Source organism: Asaia krungthepensis NRIC 0535, from assembly GCF_025995175.1.
Lineage (GTDB): Bacteria > Pseudomonadota > Alphaproteobacteria > Acetobacterales > Acetobacteraceae > Asaia > Asaia krungthepensis.
Map to the genome: position 1 here is coordinate 87283 of NZ_BAPV01000043.1, position 20621 is coordinate 107903.

General features: G+C 59.4%; 14 protein-coding genes. 10 read left to right on the forward strand and 4 right to left on the reverse strand.

The window, feature by feature from the left end:
- Positions 1-102 precede the first annotated feature (102 nt).
- From AA0535_RS12045 to AA0535_RS12065, 5 genes are read left to right on the forward strand one after another with little or no spacing between them, the layout of a single operon-like run.
- On the forward strand, positions 103-1710 hold the full coding sequence (locus tag AA0535_RS12045; protein WP_264816599.1) for a phytoene desaturase family protein: 1608 nt from the start codon (positions 103-105) through the stop codon (positions 1708-1710).
- Positions 1711-1727: 17 nt separating this feature from the next.
- The gene (locus AA0535_RS12050) at positions 1728-3290 is read left to right on the forward strand and encodes a phytoene desaturase family protein (RefSeq protein WP_264816602.1); all 1563 of its coding nucleotides are present in this window, start codon (positions 1728-1730) and stop codon (positions 3288-3290) included.
- On the forward strand, positions 3280-4059 hold the full coding sequence (locus tag AA0535_RS12055) for a lysophospholipid acyltransferase family protein (protein WP_264816605.1): 780 nt from the start codon (positions 3280-3282) through the stop codon (positions 4057-4059). The genes AA0535_RS12050 and AA0535_RS12055 overlap by 11 nt, the downstream gene beginning before the upstream one ends.
- Complete coding sequence (locus AA0535_RS12060) at positions 4034-5146, forward strand: glycosyltransferase (protein ID WP_264816607.1); 1113 nt, start codon at positions 4034-4036, stop codon at positions 5144-5146. The genes AA0535_RS12055 and AA0535_RS12060 overlap by 26 nt, the downstream gene beginning before the upstream one ends.
- Entirely contained in the window at positions 5136-5561 is a 426-nt protein-coding gene (locus AA0535_RS12065) for a DUF2141 domain-containing protein (RefSeq protein WP_264816609.1), read from the forward strand. The genes AA0535_RS12060 and AA0535_RS12065 overlap by 11 nt, the downstream gene beginning before the upstream one ends.
- A 500-nt stretch (positions 5562-6061) precedes the next feature.
- Here AA0535_RS12065 and AA0535_RS12070 read toward each other — a convergent pair whose 3' ends face one another.
- The 3 genes from AA0535_RS12070 to AA0535_RS12080 form a co-directional block, all read right to left on the reverse strand.
- Positions 6062-8989, reverse strand: a complete 2928-nt coding sequence (locus tag AA0535_RS12070) for a TonB-dependent receptor domain-containing protein (protein ID WP_264816611.1) — start codon at positions 8987-8989, stop codon at positions 6062-6064.
- Positions 8990-9471: 482 nt separating this feature from the next.
- Positions 9472-11832 carry a heavy metal translocating P-type ATPase gene (locus AA0535_RS12075; RefSeq protein ID WP_264816613.1) on the reverse strand — a complete coding sequence of 787 codons (2361 nt, stop codon included), beginning with the start codon at positions 11830-11832 and terminating at the stop codon, positions 9472-9474.
- A gap of 129 nt (positions 11833-11961) precedes the next feature.
- Positions 11962-12177, reverse strand: coding sequence for a heavy-metal-associated domain-containing protein (locus AA0535_RS12080; protein ID WP_264816615.1), 216 nt, complete (start codon positions 12175-12177; stop codon positions 11962-11964).
- Between the two features lie 108 nt (positions 12178-12285).
- On the opposite strand from AA0535_RS12080, the gene AA0535_RS12085 reads away from it, so the two are divergent.
- The 5 genes from AA0535_RS12085 to pstS all read left to right on the forward strand — a co-directional run bounded on the left by AA0535_RS12085 (position 12286) and on the right by pstS (position 18464).
- Positions 12286-12651: a hypothetical protein gene (locus AA0535_RS12085; RefSeq protein ID WP_264816617.1), complete on the forward strand. Its 366-nt coding sequence runs from the start codon at positions 12286-12288 to the stop codon at positions 12649-12651.
- Positions 12652-12728: 77 nt separating this feature from the next.
- A complete protein-coding gene (locus AA0535_RS12090) occupies positions 12729-14540 on the forward strand; it encodes a copper resistance system multicopper oxidase (protein ID WP_264816619.1) in 1812 nt (603 codons plus the stop codon).
- A complete protein-coding gene (locus AA0535_RS12095; protein WP_264816621.1) occupies positions 14537-15310 on the forward strand; it encodes a copper resistance protein B in 774 nt (257 codons plus the stop codon). The genes AA0535_RS12090 and AA0535_RS12095 overlap by 4 nt, the downstream gene beginning before the upstream one ends.
- 317 nt (positions 15311-15627) lie before the next feature.
- Entirely contained in the window at positions 15628-17205 is a 1578-nt protein-coding gene (locus AA0535_RS12100) for a carbohydrate porin (RefSeq protein ID WP_264816623.1), read from the forward strand.
- Positions 17206-17456: 251 nt separating this feature from the next.
- A complete protein-coding gene (gene pstS, locus AA0535_RS12105; RefSeq protein ID WP_264816625.1) occupies positions 17457-18464 on the forward strand; it encodes a phosphate ABC transporter substrate-binding protein PstS in 1008 nt (335 codons plus the stop codon).
- 950 nt (positions 18465-19414) lie between these two features.
- Here pstS and AA0535_RS12110 read toward each other — a convergent pair.
- Positions 19415-20587, reverse strand: a complete 1173-nt coding sequence (locus tag AA0535_RS12110) for an MFS transporter (RefSeq protein WP_264816627.1) — start codon at positions 20585-20587, stop codon at positions 19415-19417.
- Positions 20588-20621: the final 34 nt, after the last annotated feature.

The following is a 20621-nucleotide window of genomic DNA, read 5'->3' on the forward strand; positions in this document are numbered from 1 at the left end:
ACGATAAGCCTAATCGTACGGCCGTATCGATTACCGAAATTTACCGTTTCTTTATTCAGAACATGCCTCAATGCGCTGCATGGAATCAGGATTCTTCCCCTCATGGCTACTTCTGTCTTTTCGAAACGTCAACGACTGGATGGCTCGCTCGCTTCTCGCAATATCGCCGTAATCGGCGCTGGCCCGGGTGGGTTGGCCTCCGCCATGCTCCTGGCCCATGCAGGGGCCAACGTAACCCTTTACGAGAAAGGGGATCGTGTCGGAGGCCGATCATCTGCCATTGAAATGGAAGGCTTCCGCTTCGATACGGGCCCAACCTTTTTCCTGTACCCGCAGATCATCCGTGAGATCTTCGACCGGTGCGGGTTCGATTTTGACGCGATGGTCAAACTAGACCGGCTCCAGCATCTCTACGATCTTGTTTTTGAAGGCGGGCCAAAGCTCGCGCTCACTACGGACCCCGAAGGTCTGGAGCGAGAGATAAGCAAAATTTCGCCGCGGGATGCCAAACAGGTCAGGCGCTTTCTGAACGACAACAAGGGCAAGTTCGAGCGTTTTATCGCTCCTTTGCAGAGGCCGTTCAATTCCGTTTTCGACCTTTTCAAGCCCGATATGCTACGAGCGCTTCCCGTGCTGTCCCCATTTTCGTCCATAGACAAGGATCTGTCCCGCTACTTCGAAGATCCGCGTACGCGCCTAGCCTTCTCTTTCCAGAGCAAATATCTTGGCATGTCGCCCTATCGTTGCCCGTCGCTTTTCACGATCCTGAGCTTCATGGAGCATGAGTTCGGGATCTTCCACCCCAGGGGCGGTACCGAAGCCGTCATGAAGGCGATGGCGGAAGCCGCAACTTCGATGGGTGTGCGCATCAAGCTCAACACACCCGTTCAAGCCGTCTCCACGAAAGATGGAAAAGCCCAAGGGGTGGAGACATCGGAAGGTTTTGTACCTGTCGACGCAGTTGTGGTGAATGGCGACTTTGCGCGAACCATATCCAAGCTTCTCCCGAACAAATCCCGTGCCAAGTGGAATGACGAGACGATCGCAACCAAAAAATTCTCATGCTCGACATTCATGATGTATCTGGGCCTCAGAGGAACGATGCCCGAAAAAGCGCATCACACGATTTTTCTTTCCAGCGACTACGAGAACAACTTTGCCGAGATCGAGGACGGCAAACAGCTTTCCTCCCGTGCCTCACTTTATATCCAGAATGCCTGCGTGACCGATCCCGGACAGGCGCCTGAAGGGTGCACCGCCCTTTACGTGTTGATGCCGGTCGGCAATCTGCGTGCTGACGGACTCGAATGGGATGATACAGCCACTGCGATGGCGAGACAGATCGTTTTTCAGCGTCTCCGCGATGCCGGGTTCGGCGATATCGAAGAGCGCATTATGGTCGAGAAGACCATTACCCCGCTTCAATGGCAGGAAGAGCATGATGTTCATCGAGGGGCAGTCTTCAATCTAGCCCACTCCCTGGGGCAGATGCTCCACCGTCGCCCTCATAACCGCTTTGAAGATGTCGACGGCGTCTACCTTGCGGGCGGTGGCACTCATCCCGGTAGCGGCCTCCCTGTCATCTTCGAAGGAGCCCGGATCAGCACAGACATGTTGATCGCCGACCTGGCGCGGGCCCCGGCAGCCCAGCCTGACCTCCATCCCCCAAGCCTCACGCTTATCCCCGAGTGCACGAGCAGCCGCGCCTGATCCGGAGAAGAACAGATATGCTTTCACATACTGAGCGTGCCCCTGTCGTCATCATTGGCGCCGGGCTCGGCGGCTTGGCTGCGGCCTGCGTGCTGAGCGCGCGCGGACACCGGGTCGTGGTTTGCGAGGCCAATGAGTGGACAGGAGGCAAGGCTGCCGAGCTGAACCAGGATGGGTTCCGCTTCGATATGGGGCCGACCATCCTCACCCTCCCCTCCGTCTTGCGGAGAATCATCGGTGAAACCGGGCACCGTCTTGAAGACAGGCTCGATCTGCGCCGCCTGGATCCGCAATGGCGATGCTTCTTCGACAACGCGGCGCCGATCGACCTCGTCGAGGATGTGGCTGTGATGGCGTCGAAACTCGAAACGCTTCATCCGGGCGACGGCAAGGGGTACGAGGATCTTCTGGCCGTGAGCGAGCGTCTGCATGACATTTCGCGACGCTTCGTTTTCTGGAAATCGGTCGGTGGTCTTCGCGATACCATGGATCTGGGTGAGACGTTCAACCCGGCCACGATGCGCGATGTCCTGGCTCTGAGGATGCATTCCACGCTGGGGAGGGAAATACGCAAGCGCATTGGCAATACTCAGGCGGTCCAGATTTTCGACCATTTCACCCAATATGTCGGCTCCAACCCGCTGGAAGCCCCGGCGGTGCTCACGGGTATCGCCCATATGCAGGTCGATGAGGGTATATGGTACCCGATTGGCGGCACCCGCGCCGTCCCGGTAGCCCTCCGCAAGCTCGCCGAGGAAAGAGGCGTGGTGTTCCGCACCGGATGCCGCATCCGGCGTATCGTTCACGATGCTACGCACGTCTCAGGTGTAGAGACCGAGGATGGCGAGATAATCACGGCCTCGGCGGTAGTTTCCAACATGGATACAGTAAGAACCATGCAGGAACTCATTGATCGAAAGCGCGCGCCCCGGGCATTCCGCCAATTCAGACGACAGTGGAAATCGCGCGAACCGGCTTGCTCCGGGGTCGTGCTCTATCTCGGCCTGAACAAGGCCTATGACCATCTGGCCCATCACAACTTCGTATTCTCTCGCAATGCCGAGGAGGAGTTCGAGGCGATCTATCACCAGGGTCGCCCAGCGCCTGACCCCACCTGTTATCTGGCGGCCCCGGCACGCACAGAGCCGGAAACCGCGCCGGAAGGGGGAGAAGCACTCTATGTTCTGGTCCATACACCCTATCTACGCCCCGGACAGAACTGGGCGGAGATGTTCCCCGGTTACCGCAAGGTCATTCTGGACAAGTTGAAGAACGCGGGGGGTATGCCGGATATCGAAGAGCGCATCGTGTCAGAACACCATCTGACGCCCATCGACATCCATCAACGGTACTCCCCTCAGGCTGGAGCCATTTACGGGCTTGCGAGCCATGGGCGTCTCTCAGGGGGTTTCAAGCCGGCCAATCGCTCAGCGGAACTCAAAGGTCTCTATATGGCTGGGGGCAGCGCGCATCCGGGCCCCGGTATGCCCATGGCCCTGATGTCGGGATGGATCGCCGCGGATTGCCTGGACCGCGATATAGCCGCCCCTGTGTCGGCCAGACTTGACCGTGCAGGCTGACCGGGAGCGGTTTGGCGGTCGCTCGCCATTTCTCGCCTACTGGGTCAGCCGGGCGCTGACGATGCGCGCCGCACGGCATTTTTCGTCCATCCGGTGGTCAGGGGAGCGCCCCTCCCCGCACCCGGGACAGGGAGTGATTTTCTATACCAACCATCCGTCATGGTGGGATCCCGCGCTTTTTGCTCTGATCCAGTCCCGATTTTTTCCTGATCGACCCGGCTTTGGCCCGATTGATGCCGCGGCTCTCGCAAGATATCCGTTGCTGGGCAAGGCTGGATTCCTGCCTGTCAATCCGCGCTCACTGTCATCGATCCGTGACATGATCAGGTCATGCCGCGCGATACTGTCTGCTGGTGGGATATTCTGGATCACGGCGCAGGGTGAGTTTACCGACACACGACGGCGTCCAGTCAGTCTTCGGCCAGGGATTGCCCATCTCGCCCTTGATTCAGCCGACGCGATGATCGTCCCGGTAGCCCTTGATTACTGTTACGGTACGGAGGCACGCGCGGAAGCCTTCATCCGGTTTGGCAAACCGCTCAGTCGCGCCGAACTTGGGGCCACACGTCCGGAAGTTCACCATCGTCTCGAGACAGAGCTTGAAGCGACGCTCGAGGCGTTGAGCCATGACGTCGCACATAGACGATTGGATCAGTTCAAAACTCTGGCCAAAGGGCGCGCGGGTATGGGGGGGCTCTACGCCGTTCTGCAAAGAATAGTCGCCATGATGAAGGGGCAGGAATATGAGCCACGTCACGCCCGTCGCTGATAAGCGGGGCATGCGTCACCGGGAATACGCTGTATTCGGCCTTTCCATGCTCCCCTTCGCCATAGCGGTGCTCAATCTGCGTGCCATCGGCCGCGCGCCGGCTGCGCTTGGACGCGCCACGCAGAGTGTCTCTGTCCTGATCCCTGCGCGTAATGAGGGCGCGCAGATCACGGAGGCGCTGAATGCCGTTTTGGCAAATGGCCGAGCCGTGAAGGAGGTCATTGTTCTCGATGACAAGTCGAGCGATGACACGGCAGAGCGTGTGCGTGCTTTCCCCGACCCACGTGTGACGCTGGTTGAGGGAAGCGACCTCCCTCAGGGCTGGTGCGGCAAGAACCATGCCTGCGCGCAGCTGGCGGCGGTAGCATCCTCCCCGTGGATGCTGTTTATCGATGCCGATGTTCGCTTGGCCGCTGATGCTGTCTCCCGCCTCCTCGGCGCTTCGCCGGGGGCCGACTTCATCAGTGGCGTGCCGCGCCAGGAAACCCGCTCCTTTTTCGAGTGGCTCCTCCTCCCATTTATCGACGTGCTTCTATTTGGCTACCTGCCTCTTGCTCTCGATAAGGGGCGGGCAAGCGCCCTTGCCGCGGCATGCGGGCAATTGGTCTTCGTCCGGCGTGACGCTTATCAGGCGGTAGGTGGACACGGCGCTGTTCACGACAGACTGCATGATGGTCTTGCCCTCTCGCGCGCCATGCGCAAGCGCGGCTTTGCGACCAGACTTGTCGACGCCACCGATCTGGCAAGCTGCCGCATGTATCGCAATGGCGGCGAAGTCTATGCGGGCCTCATCAAGAACGCAACCGAGGGGCTTGCCGGACCTGTTGCGCTCCCGATCTGGACATTGTTGCTCGCTGGGGGGCACATTCTCCCGTTTCTGATGCGTGCCTCGCCTCTGGTTTGGGCGTCGCGCGCGGCCAGTATCGGTTTGCGGGGTCTCGTCGCTGCCCGCTGTCATCAGGGTTGGCGCACCGTCGCACTCAGCCCGCTCGGCACGTTTCTTCTTCTCTTTATCCAGTTTCATGCCCGCTTCAGGCATTTGCTGGGTCGTCCCGTCACGTGGAAAGGTCGCCACTATGAAACCTGAACTGCCATTGCTCGTGGCGCTACTGCTCCCTCTGACACCGGCGGCGGCGATTGCAGGTCCTGTCCAAGCGGTGATCGAGAATGTGCCGGATGACACCGGCACGATACGCGTCGCGATCTGCCACGAGGATGAGTTTCTCAAGCCAAGCTGCGCGTTTCATGGCGAGATCCGCTCCACATCCCCCCGGGTCACGGTCAGCTTCCCCGATATTCCCGAAGGAACCTATGCCGTTCAGGCTTTTCAGGACCGCAATGCGAACGCGAAGCTCGACCGTTCCTTCATCGGCATCCCGAAAGAACCGATCGGGTTCTCTCGCAATCCAACAGTCCGCTTTGGACCGCCAAGCTTCGAAGAGTGCGCTGTGCATCTGACCGCTGCGGGCGGGACAATTGGCGTCACGCTGATCACGCGCTGATTGAATCGGTCGTATCGCTCGAAGGGAAGGTAAGGGAAGAATCACGGGGTTCACCAGCTCGACCCCCTTACGATAAGCCTGGAGGTATGGGCCGCTATAATTTGTCCACCCGGTTCGAGGCATCCGTTATGAGGTAACGGGACGCCCTTCTTTCGGCTCAGGGCTCAAGGCGCTCGGTCCGACGTGGATGTCTAGGCAATCTACGCGTCCTGCGGCGATAATCAGTTCTCTCGCTCGGATTGTTTCAGGCCAAAAAAGAAATTGAGACTGATTGCTCCGCATTCACAGATCAACGTCGAAGAGAAAGGCGGGGGAATCAGTAAGATAGCCGTTCCCCCTCTCGCAGTGGCGACGTATCGCCACAATGCAGAGGAATCCTGACCCCGGACATGGAGCAGAAGCAGTGAGCGAAAGATACTCCAAGGGAGACTTATCCCCGGCGAAACAACTGCGGGTCGTTTTCCCTCTCCTGCCGTGATGCAGGAGAGGGAAGCGTGCAATCAGAACGAGCGATTGACCTGCATGAACACGTAACGGCCGATCATTGCGCTGGAATAGATGGCATTGGCCGTGTTTGTCGCGGTGTCGAACACGAAAGGCGGCCTCTTGTCGAGGATGTTGTTCACACCAGCCTCGAAGTTCCACTTGTTCCAACGGTAATTCACCGTCACGTCATGGGTGAAGATGCCCGGCGTGCGCCATTGCCCTGCGGTCTGGCGTGTCAGATCCTCAGACATGTCGTTCCACACCATACCGCCCGTGTAGTGCAGCATATAGGTGAAGGCGAACGCGTTATGCTGCCACGTCGCGGTGGTGTAATTCGACACGCGAGGAATGCCGTTGGGCATGCCGACCGCCGATGAGCCCTGGAAGAACAGGCGACCAGCGTAATTGTACCAGCTTCCGCCCGGCTCGTTCTGCTGCAGATAGGAAACGATCTGCTGCAGGTTGTTGCTCAGCGTGATCGAGTTCTCACGATTGATGCGGATACGATAATCCAGATCGAAATCGATGCCCGATGTCTTCAGCCCGCCGAGATTGTCATAGAGCGTGCTGACATAGTTGATCTGCTGGTTCGACGAACGCGTGATGTCGGAGCAGTATTGCGGCGCTGAACCCGTATAGCAGGAATCGAGCACGTATTGTGCCGAAACCGCGCTGATGGCGTTCTTGATCGTGTAGTGCCAGTACTCCACAGAGGCCGAAAGGTTCGGAATCCAGCGCGGAGTGATGACTGTGCCGACCGTATAGGTGCGACCCGTTTCGGGACGCAGATTGCCGTTGCCGCCGCTGATGGCCGGAACCTGACCGGAATTGGCCACTTCGAATGTTGCAGGATTGATGCCCTGCTTCATGCAGTTGGCAATGACGGTCGGATTGCTGGCGCCGGAGCACGGATCATTCGCTGCGGCATAGCCAAGCGACTGACCCTGATAGAGTTCATACACATTAGGCTGACGATAGGATGTACCGAGCGTTGCGCGGAAACGGATGTCGCGGATGGGCGCCCAGTTGATGCCCACTTTCCAGTTCTGTGTGTTGCCGAAGGTGTTGTAATGCGACCAGCGGCCCTGCGCGTCGATTGTCAGATCCTTCGCCAGGAATGCATCGCGCAGCAGCGGCAGCTTGGCCTCACCATAAATCTCGGTCGCATTGAACCCGCCGCCCGTGTAGGACTGGGTGTTGCCGGTCGTGTCACCATTCACCGCGAGCGGATCGGGCGCGTAGCTGAGCTGTTCGCTGCGATGCTCAAGACCGAATGCCAGACCCAGATCGCCACCATGCTCATACGGCATGCGCACAACCTTGTCGTTGTTCACACGCAGATTGAAGTCACGGATCATGTATTGCGAATGATCGTGCTGATTGAATTTGGCGTATGAAGCGCCCTGTTGCGACATGGGCGCAAACGGGTTCTGCAACGAGCATCCCGCTGCGGCCTGGCAGACAGTCGGATCATAGGTGACGGCGCTGGACGCATCGGTCGGGTCAAGCTGGCGAATGCCGTATTCCTGAAGGATATGACGGTAATTGCCCATATTGTTGGTATCGTAACGCGCCTGGCTCACGCCATAACCCATTGACGCGTCATAATACCAGTTATGGGTAATCAGGCCGTTCATGCCGCCCGTGATCTGCAGGTTATCCGTCGCATATTCCTGACGGCGATCACCGAGATCCGTGTAGCGCTTCTGGACGACCGTATCGACGCCGAACGGGTTGTAAGGCGCATTGGCCGGCAAAGTCAGCGGGTTGGAAAGCTGCGAGGGGTAAATCGAGCCAGCCACCGGCGAAGGCGCCAGCGAAGCCGCTGCCGTCTTGTGGGCGTATCGAACATTTGCATAGAGATTGAAATGCTCATTGAACTTGTAATGGGCATCGCCGGACAGCACCGAGTTCTGCACGTAATTCGTGAGGCTCTGGTTATTGCCGTAATTATAGCGATTTGCTGCCGTATAGCGCGAGAACGTGCTGCCATCGCCATTCGAGATCAGTCCGGCGCCCGGACCGCTGAGGACGCGCGTATTCGAGGTATAGCCTGAGCCGTAGATGGGCGGCACACCAGGGTCGTTTGAGGCCTGAACCAGACGCGACCAGTCGCGGTCACGCTGCATCACGGGGCCCTGCGTCAGGTACTGCCCGGCCAGAGTGATGTTGCCCTTGTCATGGTCGAAATTCCAGCCCTTGAAGCCGGAGATCAGACCTGTGCGGGAGTCCCCCTGATCGGTGATGCCGCCACGGATGGTCATGCCCCCTGTGGTCAGGTCATGGCGCAGCTTGATGTTGACCACACCCGAAACAGCATCGGCGCCGTACAGCTCGGAACCACCGTCCTTGAGGATTTCAACACTTGCAATCTGCTCGATGGGGATCGTGTTCAGATCGACGCAGGCGGCGCCGGGGTCCTGCGCCACGCGCTTGCCATCGATCAGGACAAGGACACGCTTCGAGCTGAGATTGCGGATATCCGTGCAGGAAACGCCGCCAAAGCCATTGGTCTGGGTGTTGGAAGCGCCCGAGTTGCCGATTGATGGCAGACGCTGCAGGTAATCGCCCAGCGTGGTTGCGGCGGTCTGCTGGATCTGCTTGGCCGTGACGATCTGGACCGGGTTTGCGTTCTGGTTGTTCGAGCTGCGCAGCATCGACCCCGTCACGACAATGCTCTCGCTTCCCCCTTCACTCACCCCGCTGGTCAACACGCGGGCGCGCGCGGCAGGCTTCGCGGCGGGCGCTGCCGTCGGGACTGCGGCGCGGCTGCCATCGGCCGCAACGTTCTGTTGACGTACCGGCATCGGCTTGGCCGCAGTGCTTTTATGACTGGCATGCTTGTGAACCTGCGTTGCAGCCATCGCAGCCGGAACCCCGCACCAGGACGAGGTCAGGACGGTGGCACCGAGAATCCTGGCAAGGATCGAATGGCACTTCATGAAGCGGATCACCCAAAAGTAAGCAAGAGAGACACAATGTTTCGGTTCTGTGTCGTTGCAGAACTAGCAGGCTACGCGCAAGCACCTTTGATTACAGATCGGTTGGAATGAGTCATATTGCGGACGTTATGTTGTCTTCCTGCAACATTCCTTAACATCGCCCTAACACAGACTCACACAGAGCCAGGATATATATCCTCCGCGCGATATTTTATGATTTTATATGCTGATTAGGAACGTATTTAGGTAATATTATTACATAGCCAGTGGTCACCTGCCTTTCCGCTCGCGACACCCACACGCGCAAGGAGCTGTACTGGAGGGCACATGTCCAGTTTTGATCGCACGGCGCACATTCGCGGGCTTACGCATCCAGAGCATTGGACAGTGCCTATCGTTGAATTCGAGCATCATGATACGCAGGATACGAATGTCCCAGCCCGGAAGACGCCTGTCGCGCCATAGCCCGGCGGGACGTGCGATCAGTGCTCGGTGCGGGCGGAGCGCCAGCGGTTCAGAAGCAGGGAATTCGATACAACCGAGACCGAACTGAGAGCCATTGCCCCCCCGGCGAGAGCTGGATTGAGCAACCCGCAAGCAGCGAGAGGAATGGCTGCAATGTTGTACCCGAAGGCGAAACAAAGGTTCTGCCTGATCTTGGAGACTGTCGCGCGGGATAGAGACAGGGCATCCAGAATAGCCCGAAGATCGGCGCTCATGAGAACCAGATCGGCCGTCTCCAGAGCAGCAGCCGAACCTGAGCCGATCGCGATGCTGATATCCGCCGAGGCAAGCGCAGGCGCGTCATTGATGCCATCGCCCGCCATGCCAATGACCCGGCCCGGCCCACGCAGTTTTTCTATTGCGGCAACCTTGCCTTCAGGGCGAAGCGCCGCTTCGAGTTGAGTAATCCCGGCGCGCGAGGCCACAGCACGGGCGCTCGAAACCGTATCGCCGGTCAGCATGATCGTCTCAATCCCCTGCATCGCGAGGGATCTCATGACCGAGGGAGCCTCCGGGCGCAGCGCATCCGAAAGCGACAGCACGCCGAGATAATGCTCCCCCCGGGATACGAGGATTTCGGTCATGCCCGCCTCACCTTTGGGCACCTGGTCACAATCGACGCCGTTCTCCGTCAGATAATCCCGTGTGCCGAGCCGGTAGATGTTCCTCCCTGACCGAGCCTCGATGCCTTTGCCAGGAACAGCGCGGAAATGATCCAGCGCGAGATCCATGCCCAGATTTTCGTCCCGCGCCTGACGCAGGATTGCCCTGGCGAGGGGATGTTCCGAATTGATCTCCAGCGCGGCGGCCGTGGCGAGCAGGGCATCACGCGAGATACTGGCGCTGGGAACGATATTCTCGATCCGGGGCTCACCCGTGGTGATCGTCCCGGTCTTGTCGAGCGCCAGAATGTCGAGGCGATGCAGGCGCTCGAGCGCCTCGGCATTGCGGAACAGGATGCCCGCCGAGGCTGCTTTGCCGGTTCCGACCATCAAGGCGGTCGGGGTGGCGAGACCTAGGGAACAGGGGCAAGCGATGACGAGAACCGAGATCGCCGAGACAAGTGCCCAGCTTGCATCGCCCCTGACTGCCCAGCCAATCAGGAACGTCGCCAGAGCAATGGCGATGATCGCGGGCACGAAAACGGCAGAGACCTGATCTGCCAGTCTCTGGATCGGTGCTTTGGACCCTTGGGCGCGGGATACGAGCGCGACGATCCGGGCAAGTGCCGTGTCACTCCCCAGGGAAGTGGCGCGCGCGCGCAGGACACCCGTCGTATTCAGCGTTCCGGCAAATATGGTATCGCCGGTTTTCCGCAATACTGGGCTCGCCTCTCCGGTGAGCATGGATTCATCGATCTCGGTCTCCCCCTCCGTCACCTCGCCGTCGACGGGAATGGACTCGCCCGGTCTGACCAAGAACAGGTCGCCAATGCGTAATGTGGCCACCGGCCGGGATACGATACTATCGCCCTCAATGCGGTTGGCGGTCTCTGGCTTGAGGGTGAGAAGAGCTTCGAGCCTTGCCGCAGCCTTGTGACGGGCACGCTCCTCCATCAGCCGCCCGAGCGACACGAGCAGAATGACGAAGGCGCTGGCTTCGAAATATACGGGGAGACGGAGCCCGGAAAAAGTGACGATCAGGCTGAAACCATAGGCAATGCTGGTACCAAGGCATACCAGCACATTCATATTGGCCGATCGCGAGCGCAGGGCATGCCAGGCACTGCGATAGAAGACACGCGCCGAGTACAGCTGCACGACTGTTGCGCAAACCGCCTGGAGCCATAAAGGCACGAGATGATGCGCCCCGAAAGCCATGGCGATCATGCCGACGAGAAACGGCAAGCAGAACAGCGCCGTCAGGAGGAGGTCTGTATAGGCTCTTCCCTGCCCTGGTTTATCAGGGGACGCGGCACTCTCAGCTGGAAGTGTCGCCCCGAAACCCGCTTTGTCGATCGCTGCCATGAGACCCGCGGGATCGGTCATGCCCTCGATATACTGGATATGGGCCTGTTCGCTGGCCAGGTTCACCGCGGCACTCACGCCTGGCAGCCGATTGAGCAGTTTTTCGAGCCGCGCGGAGCATGCGGCGCAACTCATGCCGGAGATATTCAGGATCAGATCTGCGCGCGCGATACCGAAGCCGGTCTTTTCGACAAGCTTTTCAAGACTGGAAAGATCGGGCGCCCCCTCTCCCCGCGTGATCACGGCGCGCGAGGACGCAAAGTTGACGCTGGCAGAGACACCAGCCTGTCGGTTGAGTTGCTTCTCAAGCCGTGCTGCACAGGCTGCACAACTCATGCCGGTGATCTCGAGATCCAAAGATCGCAGTGTCATGTATCCAGACTCTAATTCTCGTGCCGCACGGGGATGGATACTGCATCCCGTAGCGCGGCGCTCGTCACTCCACCCAGCGGTTGATAGCGATGCCGCTAATGCCCGATCGATCGTTGCTAATGCAATGGCTCAGCCACGCACCACATCGAAGCCTGTTTCCTCGATAACAGTCTCGACGGCACTGCGCGGAAGGGCAACATCGCTGGTTGTAACACGAACGGCTCCTGTCTCGTGGCTTGCAGTTACCGCAGTCAAACCGGGAATTTCGCCCAGAGATTTCTCGAGACGGCTCGAACAACCGCTGCAGGACATGCCATCGACCTTGAATTCCATCGTGTTGACCATTTGAGATCTCCTGTTTGACGCTGATGATGAACTAGGTAGGGACGATACAGGTTGCAATCAACTCGCGGCGCTGCGTAGGATATTGTACTCTTCCCAGTTTGAGGACCCATGGCCCGGCTTCGCCGTTCATTACTGACCGTCCTGTTCGTGACGTGCCTGATTGCATTGCGTGGGTTCCTGCCCGGGCAGGCGAGCGCGCATCCTCATGGTCATCAGGGATGCGCGACGATGGGGGAGACAGGATGCATGGATCGCCCCGCGTCACCTGCTCATGGAAGTGGTCATACGCATGATTGCGGCACGTGCATGGTTTCCCAGACCTGCCTGTCGGGCCTGGCCCTACCGCACAGCATTTATCTTGCCCCGCGCCCGCGCATGATGGTTGCCGCCTATGCCTCGCCTTACGCCGTCTTCCTGACCGGACAGCAGGCTCCCCCCGATCTACGGCCTCCAAGAGGATCGCTGAACTTCTGATACGTCGCCCTTCGCGTAGTCTGTTCTGACTCCACGGGATCGGGCTCTCCGTTTCAAATCTGTTCAGGATACCTTTCATGACCATGCTCTCTCGCCGTGGTGCGGGACTGTCGAGGCGTCGCTTCGTGACCGGTTGCGCCGGCATCGGTGTGCTGCCCGCCCTCCCGGCCCACGCGGCTCCCGGGTCGCCCGGCCCGTCAGACATCCCGCCCGTGGCAGTATCAAGAATCAGGCTCGATATCGACACGCGTCCTTGGACGGTTGGTGACCGGACCGGACACGCCTTCGCTGTCAATGGCAGCGCCCCTGCCCCCACTCTTCGGTGGCGTGAAGGCGATACCGTGGAGATCGAGGTCATGAATCATCTTGACGAGCCAACATCGATTCACTGGCATGGTATACGTCTGCCTGCCGCCATGGATGGCGTACCCGGGATCAGTTTTGCAGGGATTCCGGCGCGGTCCTCTTTCACTTATCGCTTCTCGCTTCGCCAGTCCGGCACATATTGGTACCACAGTCATTCCGGCATGCAGGAGGCGCAGGGGCTCTTCGGCGCCCTGGTGATCGACCCGGCCACGTCTGATCCAAGACGCTTCGAGCGCGACTACGTCATGGTGTTATCGGACTGGAGCGATGTCGCACCCCATGACATCGTGAGCAATCTGAAGCAGCAGGACGATTACTATAATTTCCGCCAGCGCACGCTGGTCTCATTGTTTCACGATGCCCGCAAGCAGGGTCTGAATAAGGCCGTGACGAACCGGCTGATGTGGTCGCGCATGCGCATGTCCGCAACCGACATCTCCGACGTCAGCGGGGTCATCTACTCCTATCTGATCAACGGCCAGACGCCCGACGCCAATTGGACCGGTGTGTTCACGCCCGGCGAACGTGTCCGGCTGCGTATCATCAATGCCTCCGCAATGACGCTCTTCGACTTCCGCATTCCCGGCCTGAGTTTTTCGGTAGTGGCGGCAGATGGGCAGGATGTCGAGCCGGTGAAGATCGATGAATTCCGCATCGGTCCTGCCGAGACTTACGACCTGATCGTGCAGCCAACCGACGAACGCGCCTGGACCATTTTCATCCAGTCCGAAGACCGCACCGGCTATGCGCGCGGCACGCTGGCACCGCGGATCGGGATGACGGGACCTGTGCCCCCCATGGATCCGCGCCCGGTGAGGACCATGGTGGACATGGGAATGGGACGCACGATGCCGGGCGGTAAAACCATGAGCGGCATGAGCGGCATGAGCGGCATGAGCGGCATGAGCGGCATGAGCGGCATGAGCGGCATGAGCGGCATGGAACACCCCGCGGATACGGCGTCAAGCACCCAAGCCCCCCCCGCCCAACAGCCCCCCATCGTGAAAGACGATCCAGGCCCGCCACCCCGCAATGTAGAAAACCAGAATGTCGCGATGCACCCTGTCAACCGTCTGAACGAAGCCGGTGACGGTCTGGAAGATAATGGACGACGCGTTCTAAGCTACGCCATGCTGCGCGGTCTCACTCCCGCGCCGGATCAGAGACCGCCAAGCCGCGAAATCATTTTGCATCTGACCGGGAACATGCAGCGCTACATCTGGGGCTTCGATGCCAAGAAGTTCTCCGAAGCGCCACCAATCATGCTTCGCCTGAATGAGCGGGTAAGGATAACGCTGATCAACGATACCATGATGGAGCACCCGATCCATCTGCATGGCTTCTGGAGCGAACTGGAGAACGGTCAGGGGAGCCATCGTCCCAACAAGCATACAATCATTTCCCAGCCGGGATCGACCCTCAGCTATCTGGTTACCGCCGATACACCGGGCATGTGGGCGCTGCATTGCCACCTTATCTATCACATGCATCTGGGGATGTTCCGTACGGTGGTGGTGTCATGAGGCGCATTTTCACAAGCATGGTCATCACCGGGCTCTTCACCGGCTACGCCGCATCTGGCTCGGCCGCCCCGGCGACGGAGGCCTCATCGGTCGCCGCGCCAATGCCGAGCTACATTGACGGTGTCATGCCCGTCATGGACCAGGGCATATGGGTGCATGGCCTGCTCAATCAATTCGAGGGCAGACTGGCCGGCGCAGAGTCGAGTTTTCGCTGGGATGGCGAGGCCTGGGTCGGTGGTGACTACAACCGCCTGTGGCTTCGCTCGGAGGGAACGGTTACCAAAGGCCGTATGGATGATGGCGACCAGGAGCTCCTCTACAGCCGCTCGATCTCAACCTATTTCGACGTACAGGGCGGCGTACGCGTTGATCTCGATAGCGGACCAACACGGACCTGGGGCGCATTCGGACTGCAGGGGCTTGCGCTTTACCAGTTCGAGGTCCAGGCCACAGCTTATGTGAGCGATCAGGGACGTTTTGCGGGGCGGTTCGAGGGATCCTATGACATCGCCATTACCAACCGTCTGATCCTGCAACCCCAGGTCGAACTGAACATTTATTCCAAGGCCGATATGGCACGAGGGAGCGGTGCCGGTTTTTCGGATATCGATACGGGGCTTCGGTTGCGCTACGAGATATGGCGCAAATTCGCTCCCTATATCGCTCTGACCTATGACGGCTACTTCGATCAGGCACGGCGCTTTGCGCGTCAGCGTGATGAAGCGGCAGGCCGTGCAAGGCTCAGCTTCGGTATCAGGAGCTGGTTCTAGCGAAACTTCCCCCGCGCGGATTTCGCAAGGGGCTGATTCATGGAGGACGACGCACTCAGGGTGTCCGGGGAAAGGAGGAAATCACAGCCTCCTGCACCTCGGAGGTATCTGTCTGCGAAATCGGGCAACATGGCGCTGACAGCTGGTTTGCGCGGTCCGATCACGCGTCTGTGTGGCGGCAAAACAACACTGGCTCGACCCATATCGTGAGTTTTGATGCGAACGCGTCAAGATGCTTGTCATGATATGAAATATTGATAGGGAGTGCCTGCGGTTCCCAACACCGCTTCCTGTCACAGCAACGAGTTCGTGCCATCATGCCTGTTTCGAAGACCGGGACGTTCCTCTCCCTCTGGGCCGCAGGCACCATTCTGGGAAGCTGCTTCCTCGTCTCGCAGGCCGCTGCACAAAGCCAGAGTCAGAAAGCCAGCCCCAGCGATCAGACGACCGCCACGCTCGACCCGATGCTGAAGGAAACCGCAACGCAGAATCACGCTGGCAAGGGAGCGGATAACCCGCCCAACCTTTACGGCAGCCCCTATGATCGTACCCAGCCTTCCCTCGGCACGGTGCGCCATCCGATAGTCCCGGTTCCGGGCGATGAGGCCCTGTTTCCCGCGAGCTTTTCCGACTGGCTGAAGCAACCCACCATGACGGGTGACTGGGGCGGTCTGCGCACGCGGTTGCAGAACATGGGCATCACGCCCCAGGGACATTATCTTCAGGATAGTGCGGGTAACCCGACCGGTGGACGCGCGCAAACCGTGCGCTATGCGCATGAAGTAGCGATCGGTGCCGACGTCAATCTCGCCCAGTTGACCGGCCATAATTACGGTATGTTCCACGTGCTTCTGACCGAACGTGCGGGTCTGGGCATCGGCCAGCAGCTCCCGGCACTGAACAGCCCGCAGGAAATCTTCGGGTCTGGCGAAACGATCCGCTTCACACGCCTCTCATGGGAGATGCAGTGGAACCGTTACGCCGATACCGAAATCGGCTGGATCAATACCGAAAACGATTTCGGCCAGTCGACCATGCATTGGGGCATGAATCTTTACTGCCAGTTCGAATCAAACGCGATCTGCGGTATGCCCCAGGCACTGGCAAGCAACTCCGGCTACGGATACTATCCAACGGCGCATCCAGGAGCATTCCTGAAGCTCTTCCCGTTCGGAGACGAACGCATGCTGGTCTCGGCCGGTATCTATAACGTCGACCCGACAATTTCGAACACGGGATATGCCTGGAAGATGTGGCTGCACGGCTCGACCGGGGCCTATCTCCCCTTCCAGCTGGGCTGGCATTTTGGTGGCACGGACAGCAAGGGCCGCCTGCCGACCAATGTGAAGATCGGCGGCTACTGGGATACGTCCGAGGTCAAGAACGTTTACGCACAGCTTGCCGGGTTCGAGCTTCCGACCAGCGTGCTGGGCAATCTGCCCATCGACAAGGTGCGTGGGCGTTACGGCGGCTGGTTCATGGCCGACCAGATGCTGCAGCGCGACAAAAGCGACCCGACGCGTTCGACGGTGGCTTTCATGTCCTTCACCTGGGGTGACCCGCGTACGGCAATCGCACCGTACTTCATCACCTGGGGTGTTGTGCGCAAGGGCACGTTCTGGAACCGCCCGAACGACACGATCAGCATCGGCGGCAAATTCAACTTCGTGAACCCGAAGCTCGGAGCCTATGTCGGTGCCCTTCAGTCCGTGCAGACCCAAGATACCGGGTTGCTCAAGCCGAGCGGCGAGCATTCGGGCGAAATCAACTATGGCTGGCGCCCTGCCCCGTGGCTGACGATCCGGCCCGGTTTACAGTATATCTGGCATCCTGGCGGGACCAATCGCTACAAGAACGCCCTCCTGATCGATCTGGAGACTGGGGTCAGCTTCTGATTGGATGCAGAAGCCGTCTCTGCTCTTCATACAGCCACGCCCCTCTCCGGAGGGGCGTTTTGCGTTTGTAGATGGTGGAGATATTTCGAATTCCGAGCCCATCCGGGGTCACGTCCTGCCGGGCCGATACGAAGGCTCCGACTCACTGTACGCCCGGTAGTTGTTTCATAAAACTATCATCTTATATTTGTATCTTCCTGTTGCTGGCGCAGATAGAACGAGCCGTCATCTCGATCTATAGAGGTCAAACAATGCGTCTTACCCGAATTTTCGGTGCTCTTTCTCTCTCCCTGGCCCTGTCCTGCGGTGTCTCTCATGCCGCGACCATCACCGGTGCCGGGTCGAGCTTCGCTGCGCCGATCTATGGTGCCTGGGGCGAGACTGCACAGAAGGCCATCGGCACGTCCATCAATTATCAAAGCGTCGGTTCGGGCGCAGGTCAGAACCAGGCAATCGCCCGCACGGTCGATTTCGGCGCCTCCGACAAGCCGATGGAAGCCGCCAAGCTGGACAGCAACAAGCTTTACCAGTTCCCGACCGTGATGGGCGGTATCGTGGTGATCGTGAATGTGCCCGGCATCGCCCCCGGCATGCTGAAGCTCGATGGCCCGACCATCGCAGGTCTGTATGACGGCACGATCTCAACGTGGAATGACCCGCGCATCGCGGCGCTGAACCCGGGCCTGAAGCTGCCTGACTCAGACGTTGCGCCGATCCATCGCGCCGATGCCTCGGGCACCAGCTTTGTCTTCACCTCGTACCTCTCGAAGGTGTCGGCTGGCTGGAAGCAGAAATTCGGTGCAGGCACCTCCATCGCCTGGGCTGGTGGTGCAGGCGCGCGTGGCAATGACGGTGTGGCTGCCGGAGTCAAGGAATCTGAAGGTGGCATCGGCTATGTCGAATATGCCTATGCCAGCCGCAATCACCTGAACATGGCTCAGCTGCGTGATCACGACGGTGCATTCATCAAGCCCGATGCCGCCTCGTTCGCAGCTTCTGCCTCCCATGCCGACTGGGCGCATGCCGATCGCTTTGCAGTCGATCTGCTCGACATCGCCGGTGCCAATGCATGGCCGATCATGAGCGCCACCTTCGTTCTGGTTCCGACCGATCCGAAGGATGCAGCGCAGGGCAAGGCTGTGAAGGATTTCTTCAGCTACGCGCTGAAGAACGGCAACCCGGACGCTGTCAAGCTGGACTATGTACCGCTGCCGCAATCGGTCAAGGACGCTGTTCTGAGCGGCTGGACCAAGAACTGATTACGACTGGACGCTCTGGCACGCTGCCATAGGGTTCGAGGGGAGTGCGCAACAGCGCCTCCCCTTTTGTTTTCCGCCCACTGACGAACATAGTATACCCGGCGCACGCTCGGATGACTTGAACAGGATCGCCGGAAGCGCCGCTCCAATGACCCGACGTCCTGACGCGTCGGTCTTCGATGGCGCAAGACTGGGTATGCCTCTGGGTTAGGTGTGGACGTCTCCCTCAGGCAGGCTTCCTTCCTTGTATGGCCCTTCCTTTGCCTCTCGCTTTGATCGGCGTCTATGGCCCCCGGCGCTTGGTCGATACATGGAAGCGCGGCGTAGGCCGAGCGTCACAGTGTTCCTGCGAGTTTCAATACAGCGCGGGATCGGCCTGTCGCAGTCCGCACGACGCGCCCACTCGCCCAATCGCTCCCAGCACGGCGAAACGCGTCCATCGCATTCCGCCCTCACAGCGTCACATTACCCGTTCAAAAACAAACATCATCGCGTTACTTGGAATGGCGCCAAAAATATGAATATTGATCTAGATCAAAGTATCGATACCGTGATAATGATGGATTAATTCAAATATTGAAATTCGTTTCGTAGGGGCGCACTTTCCTTGTGTCGCTTGGATCACCCGCACATCAAGGGCCCTGAAGAGCCAGATGAGGCGGGCTCCGGCGACACCGACAGGAAGGGGAGATCGCACAATGAGATGGTGGGGTCCATTACATCAGCACTACGCCATGACAGATCTTGAATCGCTGGCGATCAGTCTGGGAATAACGATTTTTCTGGTCAGCGTCGTAACGTTGAGCGTCAGAACGCTTCATCGGAAACGCCTGCATTGGCAACTCACCCATAGGGAACACTCCTGAGGCTGGGCGCCATTCCCGCCCGACCGATGTCTCCCGAGGCAGCAAGGGCGTTTTGCCCGCCCCAGCGGTGCTGTGGAGAACGCGCTATCTGATCAGGGGGCGCAGCCCCCTGACGAAGGCAGCTAGCCCGAGCAGAAGCAGCAACAACGCCATCCACGGCAAGCTGCCGATCGAGGCATGCGTCAGAAGCGCGCCGCCGAGCAATCCCCCTGTTGAGACAGCGAGATTCCAGGCGGTGGTCGCCATGGCCTGCGCGACATCGATAAGCCGCCCGCTCACCTGTGCCATCGCACTCTGGGTGAGAGCGGCAAAGCCGCCAGTGGTCAGACCCCAGCAGATGATGGCAGGCAATACCAGGGAGATGTGAGCCAGCCCCAGAGCCAACGCCATGGCAGCCACCGCGAACAGCGCGATGCTCAGCGATGTCAGGCGCGACAGGTGATGGTCAATCAAAATACCCGTGGCAAACAGGCCGACAACAGAACCTGCACCGAACAACAGCAGCAGCGCATCGACGCGCTGGGACAGACCGGACGGTCCCAGCAGCGGCTCGATATACACGTAAAGCAGGCTATGCGCTGCAACGAAGCTGAAGATCAGCGTAAGATTGGCCGCAACCCCGGGCAGCCTGAGCGTGGGGATGATCGCGAAACGCCCTTCCTGGTCGCTTCCTGGTGCATCGGGGAGGATCATGATCGCCCAGATAGTCAGCATAGCATTCAACATAGCAAGCGCACCGAATGTCCCGCGCCAGCCGATCACTTGACCCAGGAGGGCGCTCAGCGGTGCGCCGAGAACCATGGCCAGTGTCACGCCTGAGCCTGCAAGGGCAATCGCCCGTCCGCGCTGCGCGGGTGGTGCCAGACGTGTGGCATAGCCCGCAAACATGGCCCATACCAGACCGCCGAAGCACCCGGCGAGAAAGCGGATCATGAGTGCCAAGGGAAAGTCACTGACAAGCGCGTTGGCGGCATTGACCAGCGTGAAGCCGATGAGCCCGAAGAGCAGAAGTTTTTTACGACGCATACGGTGAGTAAAGGCAGCCGAAGGAAGCGCTGCCGCGAGCGCACCGAAGGCAAAGGCCGTGATGAACTGCCCCCCGACGGCCTGAGACACGCCAAGACCCGCCGAGATGGATGAGAGCAATCCCGCTGGCATGATTTCGGTCAAGAGTGTCACGAACGCCGCCATGGCCAGTATCAGCATCGCATGGACCGGCATGGGCGTTACTTTGTCCGGAGGACGACGGTCCGACACGGGATTCATCTCTTCGCTGATTTTGGCTGGAGCG